This is a genomic window from Aquimarina celericrescens, assembly GCF_042682765.1.
In the GTDB taxonomy this organism is placed as follows: Bacteria; Bacteroidota; Bacteroidia; order Flavobacteriales; family Flavobacteriaceae; genus Aquimarina; species Aquimarina celericrescens.
This window is the reverse complement of the sequence record NZ_JBHUHY010000016.1, coordinates 23,112-46,042: the sequence shown is the minus strand read 5'-3', so window position 1 is coordinate 46,042 and position 22,931 is coordinate 23,112. Positions and strand designations below refer to the sequence as shown.

Here is a 22,931-nt window from a genome sequence, read left to right as displayed (position 1 = left end):
ACAACAACAATGAAATTTTTTATTGATACGGCAAATCTAGACCAAATTAAAGAAGCTCAGGACTTAGGTGTTCTAGATGGCGTTACTACAAACCCTTCGTTAATGGCAAAAGAGGGGATTACGGGGAAAGAGAATATTATTAATCATTATAAAAAAATATGTGATATTGTAACCGGGGATGTTAGTGCCGAGGTGATTGCTACCGACTACGAAGGAATTATCAAAGAGGGACAAGAGTTGGCAAAACTTCACGATCAGATTATTGTTAAAGTGCCCATGATTAAAGATGGTGTAAAAGCAATAAAATATTTTAGCGATCACGGGATCAAAACCAATTGTACATTAGTTTTTTCTGCAGGTCAAGCAATACTTGCTGCAAAAGCAGGAGCAACGTATGTATCCCCTTTTATAGGAAGGCTAGATGATATTTCTACCGATGGACTTAATTTGATTGCCGAGATGAGAATGATCTATGATAATTATGGATTTACTACGCAGATTTTGGCTGCCTCAGTGAGACATACAATGCATGTCATAGATTGTGCAAAAATTGGTGCTGATGTAATGACTGGACCTTTATCATCTATTGAAGGGTTGCTAAAACATCCATTAACTGATATTGGACTTGCAAAATTCCTGGCAGATTATAAGAAAGGAAATTAAGATCTAAAAAAGCATATTAAACATATAATAAAAGCTACTTTTTATTTATAGGGTAGCTTTTATTATTTTGAAGACTTGCCAATCTTGAGTATTTCATGAGCTGCTTTTCTAATTTAGAAGAAAATAAATCTGCTTTAGCATTAATAATTTTTCCTTCTTTATCAACGAGAATTACTTTGTTACGATTATAAATTACTAACTCTTCAGAAGAACATTTGGGATACTTAAATTCATACTCTTTGCCTAAATTATAATGATGTCTTTTGATAGTTTTTAACCAGTTTTTTGTCTGTTCATCATCGGTATTGATGGCAATAAAATCGATTTCAGGATATAATGCACTCAGATATGAAGCCTTTTCATGCGATTTTATAAAGTGATCTTTCCTATCCATAGACCAAAAGTACAGAGCTGTAATAGGTTTATTAAAAAGAGAAGTGAGTTCTATAATTTCACCATTGGCTGTTATGAGTTTTTGTTCAGGTATTGGATGATTTGGTCTTAACCTGGAAATGGCTCTATTTAACTTTCTTAATTCTTTTTGAGATTTTTTATTAGAGCTTACACTTAGGTAATGATTCAGCACTTTGTTTGAGTCATGATCATTCTTGCTTTCCAGCAAAAAATTGGCTGTAACTCTTCTTAATAAGTTATTTTTTATGTATGGATTTTGTACTAGACTATCAACCAGATCTAATTTATAAACTGTGCTCCCAATTTCACCTTCATACTGTGAAAATTCGTTATTGTAATCTCTAAGGGACGAATTTGTAAAATAATAATTTAGATACCTATTATAGGAATAAAGTCGTTTAAGCTCTTCATCGTTAAAATTGATATCTTTTCGATAGTCAAAAAAAGATTCAGGAAGATCTTTCGTAGAATCTAAACCGCCTATTCCATAGCGACGATGAAAATATAACTCATGTCTTGTATAATAATCAAATATAAAACTGGCTTGCGTTATCTTTTTTGCCAAGGTGCTTAATTCATGCTTTTTCGTTAATTTTTCATAAGCCTTTAGCTTTCGTTTAATTAGAGAATCTTGATTTCTCTTGAAATAAGATGGCGATAACTGAAGTTCAGTCCTTCTTAGTTTTTCACGCTCTATTTCATTTTGTAAATACATGTCGATCAAGAAATTGTTTTTTCTTGCTCCATCACCGGTAAAAACAAGAGACTCATCAAATTCTAATGTATTAAGACGTAAAAGAATACTATCCCCTTTTTCGATAAGTACAATCTGATTTTCTGGATTGTGTCTGAAGAAGTAAATACCTTCTTCTAGGTTCTTGATTTTGTGCAAAAACCTATTGTCTCTATCAAGTTGTATAGTATCGTTTGCCCCATTTCCCTTAGAAAGGATGACATAATTGGTGTTGGGATTTACAATTTCTCCGCCAAAATAAGTGTATTCTCTATTATTTTCTTCAGGAGAGGTGCAGCTGCCAAAACAATAGCACAACAAAGAAATCTTTGTAAAATATGTAATCCAGGAACATCGCATTTTGGGTGTAGTAATTATCTGACTATTGTTCAAAAGTAAAGTGAAACGTCTTTTTCATTTGTTAACGATACGTTAATTCTTTAATTATTAGGATATTATTAGGATATGGAATTTTGTATTATGCATTGAAGGCAACAGATAAGGTTTTTGAATCGGTAAATAGATAATCGTTTGATAATGATTTTAATTTAATGCTAGATTGTTTCTGGTTCTGAATCGATTTTTCTACTTTTGCGCCAAATTCAAATTTTACAACTTTTTAATCATGTTATCAGTTTCTAATCTTTCGGTTCAATTTGGTAAACGAATTCTTTTTGACGAGGTAAATACTACTTTTACACAAGGTAATTGTTATGGTATTATTGGAGCCAATGGTGCAGGAAAATCAACGTTTCTAAAAATACTTTCTGGTGCACAAGAACCTACTTCGGGTCATGTTCATCTCGAACCAGGTAAGCGAATGTCTGTTTTAGAACAGAATCATTATGCTTATGACGAATATACAGTGTTAGAAGCTGTTATCATGGGTAACAAACCTCTCTATAAGATCAAAAAAGAAATTGATGCCCTTTATGCAGATTATACCGATGAGAATGCAGAAAAGATTGGAGAGTTGCAGGTTCAATTTGAAGAAATGAACGGATGGAATGCCGACAGTGATGCAGCGGCAATGCTTTCTAATTTGGGCATCAAAGAAGACTTGCATTATACACAAATGTCTGATCTTGACACTAAACAACGAGTACGTGTGTTAATAGCTCAGTGTTTATTTGGTAATCCTGATGTATTGATTATGGATGAGCCAACTAACGACCTGGATTATGAAACGATTTCCTGGTTAGAGAATTTCTTGGCTAATTATGAGAATACGGTAATAGTAGTATCTCACGACCGACATTTTTTGGATTCGGTGTGTACCCATATTTCTGATATTGATTTTGGAAAGATTAATCACTATAGCGGAAACTATACTTTCTGGTACGAATCTTCTCAGCTAGCGGCCAGACAGAGAGCACAACAAAATAAGAAGGCAGAAGAAAAGAAAAAAGAATTACAAGAGTTTATTGCCCGATTTAGTGCCAATGTAGCTAAATCGAAACAAGCAACCTCTCGTAAGAAAATGATTGAAAAACTCAACATTGAGGACATTAAGCCTTCAAGTCGTCGTTATCCGGCTATTATTTTTGAAAGGGATAGAGAAGCGGGAGACCAGATTTTAAATGTGGAAAGCCTGGCGGCAAGTTTAGAAGGAGAAATATTGTTTAAAGATGTAGATATTAATCTTGCAAAGGGAGATAAAGTAGTGGTTTTCTCAAAAGATTCCAGAGCTACTACTGCTTTTTATCAAATATTGAATGATAAGCAAGAAGCTGACGCTGGTAAGTTTTCCTGGGGTATTACCACAACGCAGTCATATTTACCTGCCGATAATAGTGAATATTTTCAGAATGATTTGACATTGGTGGATTGGTTACGCCAATGGGCCACTACTGAGGAAGAACGTGAAGAAGTTTTTCTTCGTGGTTTCTTGGGGAAAATGATTTTCAGTGGAGAAGAAGCACTAAAAAAATCTAATGTACTATCAGGAGGAGAAAAAGTACGTTGTATGTTATCAAAAATGATGATGACTCGTGCCAATGTATTGATGTTGGATGAGCCCACCAATCACCTGGATCTTGAGTCGATCACTGCGTTCAATAATTCTTTGAAAAAATTTAAAGGAACGGTGTTATTTACCACTCACGATCATGAGTTCGCTCAAACGGTAGCTAACAGGGTTATAGAACTTACTCCCAATGGTGTAATCGATAGATATACAACTTTTGACGATTACATGAGTGATAGTAAAATTAAAGAGCTACGAGATAAGATGTACGCAGTAAATGTTTAACGAGATATTACATTTAAAAGTAAGGTCGTTTTGTCTAGAAAGGAATAGAAAATGTCACTTCTTAACATTTTAAATTTCTCTATTTGTTAGTGACTTAGAATTCATAGATTCTTTCGATTCTTATAGAATGAAGGCGATCCAGAAGAGCTTTTTTATTTCATTAATCCTTCAAACTTTAAAAACATGTAGTCTTTAATAGTGGATTCGAGGGTTTCTTTACTTTGATTAAAAAAGGAATCATCTGTAATTAATTGTAAGATGAAATATTGATCGAGTTTAAGAAGAAGATCTATAGATACGGCTTTAAATAAGTTATTCTTAATGCCATTAAGGTACATTTGTTTAAAATCGTCTAATAATCCAAACAAAAAATCTTCAATAATTTTCCAGGCACCTGGATAATGTTCTCGTAATTGTTTTAGATAAAATGCAGAAATATCTTTTGCTCCATCGGTTAGGATTGCTGCCAGAGTTTCATAATGATAGTTTAATTGTAAAATTTCAGAAGTAATTTCATGCTTATATGCATTTAGGCGATCAATTCTTACTTGCGTGATATATTCAAAAATCTCTTCTTTTGTTGTAAAATATTCATAAATAGTCGACTTGCTCTTATTCATCAATAGGGCCAGATCATTCATGGTTAGATTTCCAAGATCTTTGCGTTTAAGTTTTGGAAGTATGGCCTGTGTCCATTGTTCAACTTTTTTATCCTTGCTTTTTCTTTTCCTTGCGATAGATTTTCTCCCCATAATTGATTAATTCATAAAATCGAACTATATTTACAATAATAGTTTGATTTCAACATCTTTTTTTTCAAACTTAATAATTTACCGAATGAAAGATCTAGATATATGGTTAAAATATACTGGAAAGGTTGCTTGGCCTACTATAATTTTATTCCTATCCTTACTTTCTGGTTATATACTACTCTGTTATCTATTCAAAATGGGATTTTCAAAAGTTTGGATAGCTTGTAGTGGAGCAGCAATGGCATACAGCATGTTTACTGTGGCACATGAGGCGAGTCACGGTAATATATCTGGGGGTATTAGGTCTTTTAAAAAAATTGAAAATGCTCTGGGATGGGGATCAAGCTTTTTTTTGCTTTTTCCTTTTTCTGCCTTTGTGGTTATTCACCTTCAACATCATGCTCATACAAACGATCCTGTAAGAGATCCCGACAATTATGTAAATGGGAAAAATGCATTTTTGGTATTTTTTAGATGCCTTACTTTAATCGCGCATTATTTTAAGCTGTCTCTGGGAAAAGATAGTAAGAAAAATATTACCATGAAATCGGTTAGAAGTCAATCTCTTTTCTTTTTGGTGTTTCAGTTAACTAGTATAGGTTCAATAATTTTAATTGGTGAAGGAGAGTTGCTTTTCTATGTTTTTATTTTGCCAGCATTAATTGCGGCTCCTGTTTTAGCTTTTTCTTTTGATTGGATTCCTCATTATCCACATCATAACCTGGGAAAATATCATAATACAAGAGCTATAACCATTCCCGGGTTAGAGTTTCTGTCTTTATACCAAAGCTACCATTTAATGCATCATTTATATCCTCGAGTTCCTTTCTATAGCTATAAAAATTGTTTTCTGGATTATGAAAATGAATTGCGAAAAGAAAAATCACCTATTGAAGGTTTTGGAAAGTATGATTTACAACTTCTAAGAAAGAAAAATACCTATTTCGATTTACTTGATCATAAAAAGTGGAATTATATTCTGGAGGTTGAAAATGTATTTCATGAGACACATGATGCTATAAAAATTGTGTTTAGAAACTTAGATACTATTCCTTTTACCTATCAATCTGGTCAATATGTTGTTATTTCTGATTACGTAAATAATCGCCTGGTAAGTAGGTGTTATTCTATTTGTGAAGATCCTTTAACCGGTAAATTAGCGGTAGCAGTTAAGAGAGTGGCTAACGGAAAATTATCGAATCATCTTTTGGATGTTATACAATCAGGTTATAAGCTAAGAGTTTCTGGTCCTTATGGTCAATTTGTATTGCCTGAAGTATTGCAAAATCCTATGTTGCTAATTGCGGGTGGAAGCGGTATTACACCCATAATTTCTATGTTGAAGACTGTTCTGCATACCTCAAACCAACGGGTAACCCTTTTGTATGGATGTAGAAGTGCCATAGATGTAATATTTGAAAAGGAAATAGAAGAACTTTCAAAAAAACATGAAGATCGGTTAACGTATTTTTTGAGTTACAAAATTTTAGACATAAAAGAACAAAGCCAGTATTTTAATAATATTTCAGTAAATACGCAATGCTATATTTGCGGACCAAAACCAATGATGGAGGCTTCAAAAGTTGTGTTGGGCTCAATTGGAATTTCAGAAGACCAAATATATACAGAAAAATTTGTATATGCTTCAAAGAAGTTAACAGGATATACGAATCATGTAGAGATATTGAACCCTAATCAAACCTCATTTTCAGTAGACACCTCTGAAACAATTCTTGAGGCTTCTATACGAAATCGTAAAGAACTTTCTCATGCCTGTAAAATGGGACAATGCGGTACTTGTAAGTTAAAACTAATAGAAGGCGAGGTAACATGGCAAAATAGGGATGAAATCTCTTTGTTGCAACATGAAATTGATCAGGGATTTATTTTGCCATGTGTTTGTAAACCTTGCACAAACTTAAAATTAAGGGTATGAATATGGAATATGACTATATCATTATAGGTAGTGGTTTCGGAGGATCAGTAAGTGCTTTAAGACTTTCAGAAAAAGGCTATAAGGTTTTAGTTATTGAAAAAGGTAAGTGGTATGCTGCTCAAGATTTTCCTAAATCCAACTGGAATCTCAAAAAATGGCTTTGGATACCATTTTTTAGGTGGTTTGGTATCATGAAGATGTCTTTTTTTAAGCATGTAGTTGTTATATCAGGTACAGGTGTCGGTGGAGGCTCATTGGTGTATGCGAATACCTTGCCCATTCCTAAAAAAGAATTCTTTACTTCTGGTAGTTGGAGTGAATTGGCAGATTGGCAATCAGATCTTGCACCTTTTTATAAAATAGCGTTGAATATGCTTGGCGCCCAAAAAAATCCAAAGCTTTTTGATGGAGATAAGGCATTAAAGGAGATGGCTTCTCAAATGGATAGAAATAAAAGTTTTGAACCTACAAATGTTGCCGTCTTTTTTGGGAAACCCAATGAAACAGTTTCTGATCCTTATTTTGATGGAAAGGGACCAGATCGAACAGGTTGTAATTACTGTGGCGGCTGTATGACGGGATGTAGATTCGGAGCAAAAAATACTTTGGATAAAAATTATTTGTACTTGGCACAGCAATTAGGGGCAGAAATTCTTGCAGAGCAAGAAGTATATGATGTTATTCCCAATAGGGATGGGTATGAAATTAAATATAAATCTTCTACACGATTCTCTAAGTCACATAAATCTGTTAAAACCAAAGGTGTAATTTTTTCTGGAGGCGTTTTAGGGACTGTTAAATTATTGCTTAAGCTTAAACAAAAATCACTACCCAAACTTTCGGATAGATTAGGGTTTGATATTCGAACAAATAACGAAAGTCTTATTAGTGTTACCAACCTCGATGGGAAAAAAGATATGTCAAAAGGAGTAGCGATTGGATCCATACTTAATACTGATAAAAATAGCCATCTTGAAATTGTACGATATGCCAAAGGGTCTGGTTTTTGGCGATTATCGCATTTACCATTAACCCATGGCAAGAATACGATAGTTAGAGTAGTAAAAATGATCACGAGCTTTATAAAACACCCTATGTCTTATATCAAATTGTATACGACTAGGGATTGGGCCAAAAGCACAGTTGTTTTACTATTTATGCAAACACTAGATAGTACCCTAAGGCTAAAACGCAATACCTTGGGAATTATGAATACCAGGGTTGCAGAAGGGAAAAAACCTTCAGCGTTCATCCCCCAATCTCTGGGGTTGGCAAAGAAATACGCATCTTTGATTAAGGGAAAGGAAACTGTTTTTGGTTTAGAACCCTTGGCCGGGATTCCCTCTACTGCTCATATACTCGGAGGTGCAGTAATGGGGAATAATCCCTCTGAAGGTGTAATTGATAAAAACAATAGGGTTTTTGGATATAAAAACATGTATATATGTGATGGCTCTATGATATCTGCAAATCCGGGAGTGAATCCGTCATTATCAATTACCGCTATTTCAGAACATGCAATGAGTAAGATTCCTAAGAAATCTAAATAAGGGCTAGACTAGAGTTTTGATGAATTTTTAAAATACCTGAAAACTAAAAAAGCACCATAACCAATAAACAGAATTGTTAAAATAGATTGCAAACTCCAATTTGCTTCTGTTTGCCATCTATTGTAAAGTCTTAGGCCTCCAAAGAGAATTAAGGCGATACCAATCATTAAGTCCCATGTTTTTCTGGGAGATTTATCTTCATTTTCCATACGATCAAGAAAGACTCTTTTCTATAATGGGAAGGGCTTCTTCCATATCATCCTTTTTTACAAAAAGTTGTATGTGATCAGGGACACCTCCACCAAAACCAGCCATCATTCCAGATTTCATCTCGTCTCGAGTTATAGAGTTGATACCTCTATCTTGAAGTAAAGTCTGTAGAAATTGAATATTAACCAGACTACCGGTATATACTCTTTCGTATTCACTCTCTGGAAACATAAGTTTTTAAATTTTTAATAAAATTACAAAAGAAACTATACATTTCAGCAACTTTTGAAGGAATATTGATTCTGTAGGATATAGGTTTTAGTTCGTAGTACTATAATTATTGCTCTCTATTTACTATTTTACTTTTGTGATATAACTAATATAACTTGATTCGTTTTTGTGAATTCTGCATACCCTTCTATCAAAATAGACTTCATGCTATGCATTGAAATATTTGCTATTCCAAATGGCCGGATTAAAATTTTTACCTAGTGCAAATCCATAGAATAATACCACTGCAGCTACCGATTTAAACATAAAGAAAAAAACCATTATAAAAGTAGACGTATTACTTTCCTTCGTAAATAAACCATCAGGAACCATGAAAGTAAGCAAAAGACTCACTAAAAAGGTAAGAAATAGTAAATTTTCAAAACTTTTAAAAGACCACATCATTATTTTACGAAGAGGATGCAGATCATTTCCCCACTTATGAACCAAGTAAAAATAATCATTCCCCATAGGAGCAAAGAGAAGAGGATCATCTGCATTTTCTAATTTGAAAAGTTTAGACGGAGCAATAATTTTAAATCCTTTAAGTTCAGTTTGATGTTTTTTCTCTAAATCTTTAATTGCAGAGATTGCAGATTTAGGTAATTTTCCTTTAAAATATTTAGAGTCCAAGAAACGCAATCGATAATCTATACAGATTTTTTTTATTTGATCGATATGATAGATCTTATGAGTATCCAGTTGATCAAAATCTAAAATATTAACAACAGATTCTGATGACGAATCTAGATTTCTAACAATTCTTTCTTCGTGAGCTAGATCTTTTCTGAAAATTTCCTGTACTTGATTTCTCCAGCTGGATGAATCAAATTCTTTACTACGTAATTTACTTAATTTATGTTCAATGTTTGTTCTGGGAAGCATCATTTTCTTTTTTCTTTAGCGCCACTAAATTAGCAATTTAGCTCAAGCTTTAAAAATAATAAGATGTGTAATGTTATAGAATATAAAATTTTTAACGATTGTTGAAGTCAGTAATAAGTTTTGAGGCAGATTATAGTAAATTACCTCAGGGCAATCCCACTGGGCATCGGAAGGAAATTAATTTTGATTTCGCGGCAAGCCACCTTTAGCCTTTAAATCTCGATTATCGAGTAAAAAGGAAATGGAATATCATGTTATTGAATTCTATTAACGATGATACCTGTGTTGTTTTTTGATTTTTGGAGGTAGGCAGCAAGAGGTACTTCTGAAATGAGAACCTTACCCTTGGTCGAGGCATGAAGCAAATGAATTCTTCCTGACGCTAATCGTATTGCAATTCCAGTATGACTAACATCCAAACCTTTAACAGCAGTAGTTATAGCAATAATATCCCCTGAATTTATTAAGTTTTCGTTATCCTTAATCTGATCTTTAGGTAAATAGTAAAAATCTGATTGATTCATATTCATTTCAGATTCTTTTATTCTATTGAAATTTTGATCATCTTTCAGGAAGGGATAAAGTTCCCGATGAGTGCTCATAAAATTGATATTCTTTTTTAATTTTTCACCCCCAATATCTCCAGTAATATTTTTTATAATTTCCTTTTTTTCATTGTTAGCAATCCAATCTGAAAAATAATGCAATCGAGAAGCATAACCATCTAGAATACCATCTTTGTAACGAATTTTTTGAAGATAGTGAGTGTAGTTGTCAAAATTATCTTGGTTGTTTTTTAGCATCAGGCTAAATGCAATGACATTCTCAACAAAGGTTGTACAATCTAACCCTTGAAGATTAATAACCAAAGACTCTTTAGTACCTATTTCAAGTGTTTTGGGAACATAGGGAGTTCCAAGAAAAGAATTTCCTACCAATATGATAGTTTCTTCTATACTGGTGTTTGTTGTATAATTATTTTTGAGTTCAGATATTTTGGATTGAAAAATCTCTTTATCTTTTGAAGAGCATACAATTTCTTGAGCATCAACACTATTTTCTTGAGCATTAACACTATTAAATATAAATAATAAAACCAGAAGCAAAACAGAATTATTCATCTGCGATATGTATGATGTTTGAATCTATAGATACAAATATAGTTTTTTAAGGTGTTGTTATATAAAAAGAGGTTGTCTGAAATGTATATTATTTACAGTCCTGTCACATTGAGCCTGCCTTGTCGGCAGACAGGCGGAGTCGAAATGTATTGAAAACCAAATATTATTGTTTCTCGACTCCGCACGAAATGACAGAGAAAGTTACTTTTCAGACAGTCTCTTTTTTAAACAGAAATGATCGTATACCTAGATAATCGTTGATTGTCCTACGTGTATGTTTTCAAAATTCATATTTGAATCTTCAGGATTCAGAATATAATCAGCTATAAAATCTCCTACTTTTTCGGTGGTAAGAGGGTTATTAGAATTTAAGTCAGGTGTAGTCAGGTTTAATTCTAGTGCCTTTTCTACAGCATCACGAATAGCTGTGGCTTCACCTATTAAATCAAAATGCTCTAGTAGCATAGCCGCAGATAATATTGCAGCAATTGGATTCGCAATTCCTTTTCCTGTAGCTTGTGGATAAGAACCATGAATAGGCTCAAACATACAACAAGAATTTCCAATAGAAGCTGAAGCCAAAAGTCCAATAGATCCTCCTATAACACTAGCTTCATCAGAAATGATATCGCCAAACATGTTTTCGGTAAGGATAACATCAAACTGGCTCGGATTTAAGATCATTTGCATGGCTGCATTATCAACAAATAAGAAATCAAGTGCTACATCTTTATATTTATTTGAGATTTCAGTGACTACTTTTCTCCAAAGTCTTGAGGTTTCCAGCACATTGGCTTTATCAACCAGCGTTAATTTTTTTCTTCTTTTTTGTGCTGCTTTAAAAGCAAGGTGGGCAATACGCTCTATTTCTTCTTTAGAATATTCACACAAATCAGATGCGATAGTACCGTCATCACTCAATTCTTTTTTTCCAAAATAAATACCTCCGGTAAGTTCTCTGTAAATAGAAATATCGGTTCCTTCTATAATCTCACGTTTGAGCGGGGATTTATCAATGAGTGTACTATAGGCTTTAACAGGACGTATGTTTGCATAAAGCCCCAATTCTTTACGTAGCTTTAATAGACCTTGTTCTGGTCGTACCGGTGCACTGGGATTATTGTCATATTTGGGATCGCCAATAGCGCCAAACAAAACGGCATCGGTATCTACACAAAGCTGTAGTGTCTCATCGGGTAAAGGATTTCCTGTTTTATCAATGGCAATAGCGCCTACCAAAGCTTCTTTAAAAATAAACGTATGGTCAAAGCTATGAGCAATAGCTTCTAGTGCCTTTATGGCCTGAGCAGTCACCTCTGGACCGATACCATCTCCTGATAATACTGCGATATCTAGTTTCATATCTTCTGTTTTTTGTCTTACTGAGCTTCTTAATTTGTTTTTGAGGCGTAACAAGCACTATCTGACATTTTTTTCGTATTAAATTCTATTGTTTTCGAATTTCTCTATTGCTGTTGTATTACTAATTAAAAAGTCAATATCGTCATAACCATTAATTAGACATGTTTTTTTGTATGGATTGATTTCGAAAGCTTCGGCAGAACCGGTAGCAAGGATTGTGATTTTTTCTTTCTCAAGATCTACTTCTATTTGCGCATTTGCATCCTTGTTGATCACTGTAAATAGTTCTTGCAGGTATTCTGCTGAAACCTGAACAGGTAAGACACCATTATTGAGGGCATTTCCTTTGAAAATATCTGCAAAGAAACTTGAAACTACTACTTTGAAACCATAATCATGCAGCGCCCATGCAGCATGCTCACGACTTGATCCGCATCCAAAATTATCTCCTGCTACCAGGATGCTGCCTGTAAAGGTGTTGTCGTTCAAAATAAATTCATGATTTATGGTGCCATCTTTATTAAAACGCCAGTCTCTAAAAAGGTTTTCTCCAAAACCATCCCTATTTGTAGCTTTTAAAAATCGAGCGGGTATAATTTGGTCTGTATCTACATTTTCGATAGATAGAGGTATAGCAGAGGATGTTAGTTTTCTAAACTTATCCATGATTAATTTAAGTGTTTAGTAATATCGATAATTTTTCCTTCAATCGCTGTTGCTGCAGCTACCAGCGGGCTTGCCAAAATAGTTCTTGAGCCTTGCCCTTGTCGCCCTTCAAAATTTCTATTAGAAGTAGAAACACAGTATTCTCCCTCTGGAATTTTGTCATCATTCATGGCCAGGCAAGCAGAGCAACCTGGTTGGCGAAGCCTAAAACCTGCATCTTCAAAAACTTCTTTTAACCCTTCTTCTACTATCTGCTGGGCTACTTGCTGTGAGCCTGGTACAAACCAGGCAGTTACATTGTTGGCTTTTTTCTTTCCTTTTATAAAATTAGCTGCAACTCTAAAATCTTCTATTCTACTGTTGGTACAGCTTCCTATAAATACATAATTGATTTTTTGATCGATCAATGACTGCCCTTTTTCGAAATTCATATACGCTAATGACTTTTCAAAAGAGGCATTATTTTCGACAGGAATATTTTCTGAAATTTTGATCCCCATACCAGGATTGGTTCCGTAAGTAATCATAGGTTCTATATCGGCAGCATCAAAATGGTATTCTTTATCAAAGATAGCTCCTTCATCACTAGGAAGCGTTTTCCAATAGGCTACTTTTTTATCGAATTCATCTCCTTTGGGAGCAAACTCTCTTCCCTTTACATACTCAAATGTGGTTTCATCAGGGCCAATCATACCACCTCGGGCCCCCATTTCAATGCTCATATTGCAAACGGTCATTCGACCTTCCATAGACATCTCTTCGAATACATTACCTGCATATTCACAAAAATACCCTGTACCAGCATTGGTGCCTAGTTTGGCAATTACATACAATATTACATCTTTAGGTAAAACACCTGGCTTTAGTTTACCATTTACATTCACTCGAAGACTCTTGGGTTTTTGGAGTAACAAACTTTGACTAGCAAAAACCTGTGCTACCTGACTTGTTCCTATTCCGAAGGCAATAGTACCGAAAGCCCCGTGAGTAGAAGTATGACTATCACCACAAACTATAGTCATTCCTGGCTGGGTAATTCCTAATTCTGGTGCCATTACATGAACTATACCATTGTATTTGTGCCCTAAGCCATATAAGGTTATGTTATTTTTTTTGCAGTTCTTGGTAAGCTGTGCTAATTGATTTCTTGACAGTGCATCTTTTACCGGCAAATGCTGATCAATGGTAGGCGTGTTGTGATCTGCTGTTGCCACAATTTGGTCAGGTCTGAAAACAGGAATTCCACGTTGTTCTAATTCTGCAAACGCCTGCGGACTTGTAACTTCGTGGATTAGATGCTTGTCTATGTATAATATTTGTGGACCATTCTCAATTTTCTTGACTACATGAGCATCCCAAACTTTATCAAATAATGTCTTTTTCATTTTATATCTAAAGTAATCATCTATCACATTAAGCGTAGTCGAAATGTGTTTTTATGATTTTATATTTTACAATTTTCTCGACTACGCCCTAAATGACTATAAAATACGTGGTTATAATTGTTGGTTAAATTATGCTACAATTGCAGCTGTTACATTGATGTTTTTCATAATTTGATGAATATCTTCATCTACGACTTCTTTCTTTTTATCTGCAAAGTTTAAAAATTCTTTGTAGACATCGTCCAATTGAAGTTTGGTCAATTCATATCCAATTTTCTTTGCTCTGTATGCCAATGCAGCTCTACCACTTCTCGCGGTAAGTACAATAGCTGATTCTGTCACTCCAACTTCTGCAGGATCTATAATCTCATAGGTTTCACGATTCTTAATTACACCATCCTGATGAATCCCCGAACTATGAGCAAAAGCATTGGCTCCTACAATAGCTTTGTTGGGTTGTACTGCCATTCCCATCTTTTCAGATACCATTCTACTGGTATCATACAATAATTTGGTATTAATGTTAGTATTAAGATCTAAATAAGGATGTTGGTTCATAATCATTACAACTTCCTCTAGAGCTGTATTTCCGGCACGTTCGCCAATTCCATTAATAGTACATTCAATTTGTCTTGCACCATAAATAGCTCCGGCTATAGAATTTGCAGTCGCTAGGCCTAGATCATTATGGCAGTGACAAGAAATGATGACATTGTCAATTCCTTTTACATTTTCTTTTAAGTATTTGATCTTAGCTCCATATTCTTCTGGTAAACAATATCCTGTAGTGTCAGGAATGTTAAGAACGGTCGCCCCGGCTTTGATCATAGCTTCACAAACTCGTGCTAAAAACTCATTGTCGGTGCGACCAGCATCTTCTGCATAAAATTCTACATCTTCTACAAACGATTTAGCATATTTTACCGCGGCAACACCTCGTTCAATAACTTTTTCCTGAGTAGAGTTAAATTTATATTTGATATGGGATTCAGAAGTACCTATCCCAGTATGTATTCTTGGTCTTTTGGCATGCACCAGTGCTTCTGCCGCAACTTTGATATCGTTTTCTACTGCTCTTGTTAGTCCACAAACCGTAGCATTTTTAACAATTCGTGCAATTTCGGTTACCGAAGAAAAATCTCCCGGACTTGACACAGGAAATCCAGCTTCAACGACATCAACGCCCAAAAGGTCAAGTCGCTCTGCAATAATTAATTTTTGTTCGGTATTAAGTTTACAACCAGGGACCTGTTCTCCGTCTCTTAAGGTTGTATCAAATATTTGGACTTTATTATTGCTCATGAGAATTTTATAAATTATAAGATTGGTATGATTAATAAAAGATCATATTTTTTAAATATTCTTAACAAGATGTTTCTTAAATCTCTTACGAATTTATATTTTGGGATTGCAAAAAGGAAGTATTCAGATGTTACTTTTACAATGGTAAACTATTTTATTGAAAACATAACTTTCTTTTAATCAATTAATTAAATCGTAATTTCTTACAATGACTACTGATCAAAAAGATCCTTTGTTTGTTTTGGTAAAGTCACTTTCTAAATCAGAAAAGCGACAGTTTAAAGTATATGTAGGTCGATTAGGCGTAAATACCGATTCAAAATTTCTTGCTTTATTTAATCATTTGGATAAGAGCGATACACTTGATGAAGAACTTATTGTAAAGAAAGGCATTGTAACAAAACTGCAACTTTCTAACCTAAAAGCACATCTATACAAACAAATTTTGATTAGTTTACGATTAAGTCCTCTGCATCAAAACATACGTTCTCAAATCAGGGAACAATTGGATTTTGCTTCTATATTATATCATAAGGGTTTGTATAAGCAAAGCTTAAAGATTTTAGAAAAAGCAAAGTCTTTGGCAAAAGAAAACGAAGAACATAATATAGCTTATGAAATTGTAGAGCTTGAAAAAGTTATTGAAACTCAGTATATCACTAGAAGTATCAATAGTAGGGCAGACGAATTGACGGTTGAGGCAAAAATGTTAAGCATGAAAAATGTTTTAACCAGTAGGTTGTCTAATCTATCGCTTCAATTATATGGGTTAATGTTAAAGAGTGGATATGTTCGAAATGATAAGGAGCATAACGTAATTACTAATTATTTTCACAGCAAACTCCCCAAATATGAATGGAGTATGTTGGGTTTTAGAGAAAAATTGTGGTTGTATAAGGCCCATTTGTGGTATAGTTTTATCATTCAGGATTTTTTGTCATGTTATAAATATTCTAAAAAATGGGTGGATCTGTTTTATGAAAGCCCAAAAATGATGATTCAGAATCCTGTATTTTTTTTAAGAGGAAATCATTATTTACTCGAATCATTATACCTTATAAAGGATAAAACACAATTGAAGTCTACGCTTAAAGAGTTTGAAAATTCTATTGCAGAAAGCACATTTCCAAAAGATGATAATATAGAGGTATTATCATTTCAGTTCATTTACAACAACAGGTTAAATATTCATTTCTTAGAAGGTACTTTTGATGAAGGGGAATACCTGGTTGAAGAAATACTCAAGGGAATCGAAAATTATAAAAACCGTATTGACGACCACCATATCATGGTATTGTATTATAAGATAGGATGTTTGTATTTTGGAATGGGAAATCATAGGAAATGCATAGAATACCTTACAAAAATTATCAATAATAAATCGTTGAAAATGAGGGAAGATTTAATGTGTTTTTCTCGCGTGTTGAGCCTGGTTGCACATTATGAAGCGGGAATGGATTATCATCTCGAAAGTCAACTAAAAGAAACGTATAGATTCTTACTGAAGATGGACGATTTACACGAGGTGCAAAAGGAGATGATTAAGTTTTTAAAAAATCTTGGAGATATTTATCCGCATCAGATCAAGGATGAGTTTAGAAAACTTCATAAAACTCTGAAGCAGTATGAAGATCATCCCTATGAAAAAAGAGCATTTTTGTATTTAGATATATTATCGTGGTTAGAAAGTAATATCGAAGGAAGGCCTGTCGCAGATATTATTAAGGAAAAATCTCAAAAACTGGTTCGGTAATACTCTATGATGCAAAAAAATCTACACCTACGCAATATTCTGGAACTCAATCTTGCTATGCTATTAATTAGCACTTCTGGAGCATTGGGAAGATACATTAATATGCCAGTGCCTGTTATTATAGGGTTTAGAGCATTAATGGCAGGAGTCTTACTATTTGCTTTTTGCAAATGGAAAGGAATTTCTTTCAGAACAGGAAGCAAAGATCGACCAACCATTATTCTTAGTGGTATTTTAATGGGATTGCATTGGATTACATATTTCTACGCTTTGAAACTATCAAACGTAGCTATTGGTATGTTGTCAATTTTTACATATCCGGTGATTACTGCCTTATTGGAACCCTTGCTATTGAAAACTAAATTTCAGAAAGTGCATCTGTTGCTTACATTACTGGTTTTATTGGGAATTTATTTTTTGGTTCCTGATCTGGATTTTACTAATTCATATACCAAAGCTGTCATCCTTGGTGTGGTCTCTGCGTTATGCTATGCATTGCGTAATATTATTATGAAAACCAAAGTAGGAAATTATGATGGCTCGGTTTTGATGTGGTATCAATTAGTCATCGTAAGTATCTTTCTACTACCATTTTTATTCATCATGGATAGTTCGGGTATTAAAGAACAGTGGCTGCCTACCTTAACATTAGCATTATTAACCACAGCGATTGGGCATACATTATTTTTGGCAAGTTTTAAACGATTTTCTATCACAACAGCAAGTATTATTAGCAGTATACAACCGATATATGGTATTATCCTTGGTATGATTTTTTTAGGTGAAATACCTGTTCTTTCAACAATACTCGGGGGAATTTTAATTCTAATTTCTGTAATGATTGAAAGTGTGAGAACTTATAAATAAAATTCTTGTTTATACCAGGCAGGCATCCCATGTGGGATCGGGTGGAGGAGGAGCAATGATAGTTACAGATTCTTTTTTTACCGGATGTACAAAAGCAAGTTTTCTTGCATGAAGGTGAACACTACCGTCTTTATTGCTACGATCTGCTCCATATTTTAAATCTCCTTTAATCGCACATTTTATGAACGATAGTTGAGCTCTTATTTGATGATGTCTTCCGGTATGAAGGTCAATTTCGAGTACATAATAATTATCCAACTTTTTAATAATTCTGTAATCCAAAATTGCCTTTTTACTATCTGGCACTTCCTGTACATAGGCATACGACTTATTTTGCTTTGGATTTCGCTTAAGCCAATGAATTAGAGTGTCACTTTCTTTAGGAGGTTTGTTTTTTACTACAGCCCAGTACGTTTTTTTTGCCTCTTTATTGGCAAATATCTTGTTAAGTCTGGGCAGTGCCTTACTGGTACGCGCAAACACTACGATACCACTGGTTGGTCGATCCAACCGATGCACAACACCTAAGTAAACCGCACCAGGTTTATTGTATTTTTGTGCAATATATTCTTTAACCACTTCACTTAGTGGCTTATCACCTGTCTTATCTCCCTGTACAATATCTCCGGGACGTTTGTTGACTATGACCACATGATTATCTTCATAAAGAACTTGAAGATTGTTTTTATTTGAAAGAGTCTTAGGCATTGATTTTTTCGATTCTTGGATTATTCGATTCTTGGATTATTTCAAAGTAGAATTGAATTTTGAAGTCATTTTAATGATAGACTCTAATTCTTTTGAAAGTAAATGAAGTTCTTCTTTGTTAATAAAGTTTAAGTCGTAAGAAATTAATAGTTGCGTTTCTATTTCATAAGCAGAACCTAAAGTAATTTGAAGAAATCTTGAAAAGTCTTTATTTGAGTTTCTAGATGAACCCTCAGCTATATTGGGTAGAATTAAAACTGAAGCTCTTCGTAATTGATTAGTCAATCCAAATTTTTCAGTTTCGGAAAACTTTGATGTTATGGCGTAAATTTTAGAACAAAAAACTCTACTCCTTTTCCATATTTCCAAGTCTTTGAATTTATGCATATTTAAATGTCTAACAATCTAAATTGTCTAAAGATCGAATTCATCTACCTACTAATACTGTTCATTTTCGTTGGGAAAATCAACAGCTTTTACGTCAGTAACATACTGCTTAAAAGCATTGGTCATTTCTGTATACAGATCTAAATAACGTCTTAAAAACCGAGGATTAAATTCATGTGTCATACCTAACATATCATGTGTTACCAACACTTGTCCATCAACACCATTTCCCGCACCTATACCAATAATTGGTATCGTAAGACTTTCTGCAACTTCTTTAGCCAGTTTTGCCGGAACTTTCTCAAGAACAATAGCAAAACAGCCAATCCTTTCTAGCATCAAAGCGTCTTCTTTTAATTTTTCGGCTTCCTCTTCTTCTTTGGCGCGAACTGTGTATGTTCCAAATTTGTATATTGATTGTGGAGTCAATCCCAAATGTCCCATCACAGGGATTCCAGCATTCAGAGTTCTTTTAATAGATTCCTTGATCTCTCTTCCGCCTTCCATTTTTACAGCATGTGCCCCTGATTCTTTCATTATTCGTATCGCAGAGCGTAGTGCTTCTTTCGGGTCACTTTGATAACTTCCAAAAGGTATGTCCACCACAATCAAAGCACGATCAATAGCGCGAATTACAGATGAAGCATGATAAATCATTTGGTCCAGGGTTATAGGAAGTGTGGTTTCATGTCCAGCCATTACGTTTGAGGCAGAATCTCCAACAAGAATTACATCTACACCGGCACCATCAACGATCTTCGCCATGGTATAATCATAGGCGGTTAACATGGATATTTTTTCTCCATTAGATTTCATATCTACAAGAGATTTTACCGTGACGCGTTTGTAGTCTTTCTTCGCTGTTGACATTTGCTATTGTTTTTAAAGACTGTAAAAGTAATCATTTAGCCATATCGTAACAAACGTTATGTCACAATTTGATTTGTCTTTATTTGTTGACGAATTTGAAGCGATAAAGAATGAAATCTAAAAAACAGGATATGGAGTCTTGTATTTTCTGTGAGTACCATTAATCATTGCTAAACAAAATTTTTCTAACCCAAATCATCGCTTGGTCAAAGGAGCGAAATACTTCAAAGCTTTTGTCGTAAAATTTACCTTCGAACTTTGCGTTTTCAATATTATTATCAGCGCCAACTATAATACCGATACCCAATAAATTTTTAATTTTTGCAGCTTTTTTATATACAAGAGGGTCTACAGAGTATGAAAACGTTCGGTTCGAAAGATATACTATAGGTTTATTCTTGAAATGTTTATGAATCACATTTTCTAATTCGTTTATATAATTTGGTGTGACTATTTCACCTTCATAAATTTGTTTTATGATTAAATTTTCGAGAACAAAAATTTCGCAATAATCTAAATCATAATGATAAAATTTACTCATGATAATTTACTTAGATAATTAGTATCTTAAAAATAATACCTATATATGTATAATCAAAGCCTTGGATTTTTAAAAGATAAATATCATTAAAAAATTATAGTTGTGTATAAAACATCGATATTCACTTTTGTCATTTTCCTATATAGTACAATTTGTCATTCACAAAAAAACGTTTTGAAAGATGATATCAACCGTTATAAAGAGGAAGTAAAAGAAACTATTTTAGAATTTTTTGAAGGGTTTCACAGTGGCGATACGGCTAAAATGAAAAAAACTATGGATTATAATATCGTCATGCAAACCATCATCAGAACAGAAGGAGGAAGGATGAAAACTAGAAAAACAGATGTAAAAATGTTTTTGGAGGCTATACATGATAGAACAACAGAGCAACAATGGGACGAAAGATTATTACTTTTCAAAATTGATGCAGACTCTACCATTGCCAATGCATGGACTCCTTATGAGTTTTATCTCAATGATAATTTTAGTCACTGTGGTGTTAATGTTTTTCAGTTATTTAATGACGGTACATCTTGGAAAATCATAGCGATCGCTGATACCCGTGTGCGAGAAGGATGTAAGAGTAGTGGTGAATAATTGAGTGTTGCAAGGTCAGTTTATGGGATATCCTGTCTGCCTTCATCAAAACTTTGCAACATTGAATGTCTGATACTTTACTACTTTAAAATACTAACAGTCACTCAAACTAACTTTAACAGCCAGGCCACCTTCACTGGTTTCCTTATATTTGGTATTCATATCTTGTGCAGTTTCCCACATGGTTTCAATGACTTTGTCAAGAGGAACTTTGGCATTAGCGGCATCGGTATCCAGCGCCATTTCACAAGCGTTAATAGCTTTGATAGCACCCATAGCGTTTCTCTCTATGCACGGTATTTGTACTAGACCTGCTATAGGGTCACAGGTCAATCCCAGATGATGTTCCATGGCAATTTCGCTGGCCATTAAAACTTGTTCTGGTGTACCACCCATTAATTCTGTAAGTGCACCAGCCGCCATCGCAGAAGATACGCCAATTTCTGCCTGGCATCCCCCCATAGCAGCAGAGATAGTGGCACCTTTCTTAAATAAACTACCAATTTCTCCTGCGACCAACATAAATTGTTTTATATCATCAAAATTAGCATCATGATTTTCAATGACCATATAATACATCATTACTGCAGGAATTACACCTGCGCTTCCGTTGGTAGGAGCTGTAACAACTCTTCCCAAAGAAGCGTTTACTTCATTTACTGCCAGGGCAAAACAAGAAACCCATTTTAATATCTGCCGAAATTTTACTTCGGTATCCCGTATGGCTTCAATCCATTCTGTTGGGTTTTTATAAGGAGTACTTCCGATCAGTTTTTTGTGCGTGTCAAAGGCTCTACGACGAACATTTAATCCGCCGGGTAATGTTCCTTCAGTATGACAACCGGTATACATAGACTCGAGCATGACATTCCATATCTGTGAAATTCGTTCATCTATTTCTTTGTCGGTATGTAAGGACCTTTCGTTTTCTAGTACAATGTCAGAAACCTTTTTGTTTTTATTCGTACAGTACCTTAATAGATCAGTAGCTTTTTGTATGGGTAACGGGAATTGTTTAAAAGCAGAGAGTTTCTTTTCTTTTCTTTTTCGTTCTTCTTTCACCACAAAACCACCTCCTATAGAATAGAAGGAAGATGCGATTTCTTTTCCGTTTTTTAGGGTAGCTAGAAAAGTAATAGCGTTAGGGTGAAATTCTTTAAATTCTTTATTAAAAATGATTTGCGTGTCAGGGTCAAAAGAAATAGATCGCTCACTATTAAATTGAAGCTGTTTTGATTTTCTGATAGTATCAACAATGTCAGAAATAGAAGATACATCGATAGTTTGTGGATCATATCCACATAAACCTAAAATAACTGCTATATCAGTAGCATGTCCTTTTCCTGTTAGAGATAACGAGCCAAAGAGATCAACTTTGACAGCTATAACGGTTTCAAATTGATTACTACCTTTTAATTCGGCTATCCATCTGCGTCCTGCACGCCACGGACCTAACGTATGAGAACTTGAAGGACCAACACCTATCTTCAACATATCAAAAATACTGATACATTCCATAATCTATAATTATTGATACTATTTTAGGAGGTAAATATAGTTTTTTGACAATAAAGAACCTTCTTTTTTAAGGAATAGTTAAAGTTGTTTTCCTATTGTAAAAAAAGAAACTCTACTACGGATGAATAAATTCTAATGACATCCTGTCATATATCTGGCAATGGCATAATCATTGACCTAAGAGTGA

At 34.2% G+C, this 22,931-nt stretch carries 21 protein-coding genes; 7 read left to right on the top strand and 14 right to left on the bottom strand.

What is annotated here, in order from left to right:
- Positions 1-9 precede the first annotated feature (9 nt).
- A complete protein-coding gene (gene fsa, locus ACFSJT_RS15265) occupies positions 10-663 on the top strand; it encodes a fructose-6-phosphate aldolase (protein WP_378321180.1) in 654 nt (217 codons plus the stop codon).
- A 34-nt stretch (positions 664-697) separates the two neighbouring features.
- Here the strand turns inward: fsa and ACFSJT_RS15260 are convergent, their stop codons facing one another.
- Positions 698-2,170, bottom strand: a complete 1,473-nt coding sequence (locus ACFSJT_RS15260; RefSeq protein WP_378321179.1) for a TlpA family protein disulfide reductase — start codon at positions 2,168-2,170, stop codon at positions 698-700.
- 265 nt (positions 2,171-2,435) lie between these two features.
- Here ACFSJT_RS15260 and ACFSJT_RS15255 point away from each other — a divergent pair, with 265 nt between their 5' ends.
- On the top strand, positions 2,436-4,061 hold the full coding sequence (locus ACFSJT_RS15255; protein ID WP_378321178.1) for an ABC-F family ATP-binding cassette domain-containing protein: 1,626 nt from the start codon (positions 2,436-2,438) through the stop codon (positions 4,059-4,061).
- A 152-nt stretch (positions 4,062-4,213) separates the two neighbouring features.
- Here the strand turns inward: ACFSJT_RS15255 and ACFSJT_RS15250 are convergent, their stop codons facing one another.
- The gene (locus ACFSJT_RS15250; RefSeq protein WP_378321177.1) at positions 4,214-4,813 is read right to left on the bottom strand and encodes a TetR/AcrR family transcriptional regulator; all 600 of its coding nucleotides are present in this window, start codon (positions 4,811-4,813) and stop codon (positions 4,214-4,216) included.
- Positions 4,814-4,898: 85 nt separating this feature from the next.
- Between ACFSJT_RS15250 and ACFSJT_RS15245 the strand changes: the two genes are divergently transcribed.
- Together ACFSJT_RS15245 and ACFSJT_RS15240 are read left to right on the top strand one after the other, a co-directional pair.
- Entirely contained in the window at positions 4,899-6,749 is a 1,851-nt protein-coding gene (locus ACFSJT_RS15245) for a fatty acid desaturase (RefSeq protein ID WP_378321176.1), read from the top strand.
- Positions 6,746-8,299: a GMC family oxidoreductase gene (locus tag ACFSJT_RS15240; RefSeq protein ID WP_378321175.1), complete on the top strand. Its 1,554-nt coding sequence runs from the start codon at positions 6,746-6,748 to the stop codon at positions 8,297-8,299. Before ACFSJT_RS15245 ends, ACFSJT_RS15240 begins: the two co-directional genes overlap by 4 nt.
- A gap of 213 nt (positions 8,300-8,512) precedes the next feature.
- Here the strand turns inward: ACFSJT_RS15240 and ACFSJT_RS15235 are convergent, their stop codons facing one another.
- The 7 genes from ACFSJT_RS15235 to ACFSJT_RS15205 form a co-directional block, all read right to left on the bottom strand.
- Positions 8,513-8,740, bottom strand: a complete 228-nt coding sequence (locus tag ACFSJT_RS15235; RefSeq protein WP_378321174.1) for a putative signal transducing protein — start codon at positions 8,738-8,740, stop codon at positions 8,513-8,515.
- A 207-nt stretch (positions 8,741-8,947) separates the two neighbouring features.
- Positions 8,948-9,667: a hypothetical protein gene (locus ACFSJT_RS15230; protein ID WP_378321173.1), complete on the bottom strand. Its 720-nt coding sequence runs from the start codon at positions 9,665-9,667 to the stop codon at positions 8,948-8,950.
- 251 nt (positions 9,668-9,918) lie between these two features.
- Entirely contained in the window at positions 9,919-10,785 is an 867-nt protein-coding gene (locus tag ACFSJT_RS15225) for an N-acetylmuramoyl-L-alanine amidase-like domain-containing protein (protein WP_378321172.1), read from the bottom strand.
- A gap of 246 nt (positions 10,786-11,031) precedes the next feature.
- Positions 11,032-12,147: a 3-isopropylmalate dehydrogenase gene (gene leuB, locus ACFSJT_RS15220; protein ID WP_378321171.1), complete on the bottom strand. Its 1,116-nt coding sequence runs from the start codon at positions 12,145-12,147 to the stop codon at positions 11,032-11,034.
- A 78-nt stretch (positions 12,148-12,225) separates the two neighbouring features.
- Complete coding sequence (gene leuD, locus ACFSJT_RS15215; RefSeq protein WP_378321170.1) at positions 12,226-12,813, bottom strand: 3-isopropylmalate dehydratase small subunit; 588 nt, start codon at positions 12,811-12,813, stop codon at positions 12,226-12,228.
- A 2-nt stretch (positions 12,814-12,815) separates the two neighbouring features.
- A complete protein-coding gene (gene leuC / locus ACFSJT_RS15210; protein ID WP_378321169.1) occupies positions 12,816-14,198 on the bottom strand; it encodes a 3-isopropylmalate dehydratase large subunit in 1,383 nt (460 codons plus the stop codon).
- 129 nt (positions 14,199-14,327) lie between these two features.
- Positions 14,328-15,500 (bottom strand): 2-isopropylmalate synthase, encoded by a 1,173-nt coding sequence (locus ACFSJT_RS15205; RefSeq protein WP_378321168.1) that lies wholly within the window; start codon positions 15,498-15,500, stop codon positions 14,328-14,330.
- Positions 15,501-15,708: 208 nt separating this feature from the next.
- Between ACFSJT_RS15205 and ACFSJT_RS15200 the strand changes: the two genes are divergently transcribed.
- Positions 15,709-17,253 carry a hypothetical protein gene (locus tag ACFSJT_RS15200; RefSeq protein WP_378321167.1) on the top strand — a complete coding sequence of 515 codons (1,545 nt, stop codon included), beginning with the start codon at positions 15,709-15,711 and terminating at the stop codon, positions 17,251-17,253.
- Positions 17,254-17,262: 9 nt separating this feature from the next.
- On the top strand, positions 17,263-18,120 hold the full coding sequence (locus ACFSJT_RS15195) for a DMT family transporter (protein WP_378321166.1): 858 nt from the start codon (positions 17,263-17,265) through the stop codon (positions 18,118-18,120).
- A gap of 9 nt (positions 18,121-18,129) precedes the next feature.
- Here the strand turns inward: ACFSJT_RS15195 and ACFSJT_RS15190 are convergent, their stop codons facing one another.
- The 4 genes from ACFSJT_RS15190 to ACFSJT_RS15175 form a co-directional block, all read right to left on the bottom strand.
- Positions 18,130-18,828 (bottom strand): RluA family pseudouridine synthase, encoded by a 699-nt coding sequence (locus ACFSJT_RS15190; RefSeq protein WP_378321165.1) that lies wholly within the window; start codon positions 18,826-18,828, stop codon positions 18,130-18,132.
- A gap of 36 nt (positions 18,829-18,864) precedes the next feature.
- Positions 18,865-19,215: a four helix bundle protein gene (locus ACFSJT_RS15185; protein WP_378321164.1), complete on the bottom strand. Its 351-nt coding sequence runs from the start codon at positions 19,213-19,215 to the stop codon at positions 18,865-18,867.
- A gap of 51 nt (positions 19,216-19,266) precedes the next feature.
- Positions 19,267-20,085: a 3-methyl-2-oxobutanoate hydroxymethyltransferase gene (gene panB, locus ACFSJT_RS15180; RefSeq protein WP_378321163.1), complete on the bottom strand. Its 819-nt coding sequence runs from the start codon at positions 20,083-20,085 to the stop codon at positions 19,267-19,269.
- A 160-nt stretch (positions 20,086-20,245) separates the two neighbouring features.
- Positions 20,246-20,626 carry a hypothetical protein gene (locus ACFSJT_RS15175; protein ID WP_378321162.1) on the bottom strand — a complete coding sequence of 127 codons (381 nt, stop codon included), beginning with the start codon at positions 20,624-20,626 and terminating at the stop codon, positions 20,246-20,248.
- A gap of 174 nt (positions 20,627-20,800) precedes the next feature.
- Here ACFSJT_RS15175 and ACFSJT_RS15170 point away from each other — a divergent pair, with 174 nt between their 5' ends.
- Positions 20,801-21,226, top strand: a complete 426-nt coding sequence (locus ACFSJT_RS15170) for a nuclear transport factor 2 family protein (RefSeq protein ID WP_378321161.1) — start codon at positions 20,801-20,803, stop codon at positions 21,224-21,226.
- Between the two features lie 93 nt (positions 21,227-21,319).
- On the opposite strand, the gene ACFSJT_RS15165 is transcribed toward ACFSJT_RS15170, so the two are convergent.
- Positions 21,320-22,744 carry an L-serine ammonia-lyase gene (locus tag ACFSJT_RS15165; protein ID WP_378321160.1) on the bottom strand — a complete coding sequence of 475 codons (1,425 nt, stop codon included), beginning with the start codon at positions 22,742-22,744 and terminating at the stop codon, positions 21,320-21,322.
- Between the last annotated feature and the right edge of the window lie 187 nt (positions 22,745-22,931).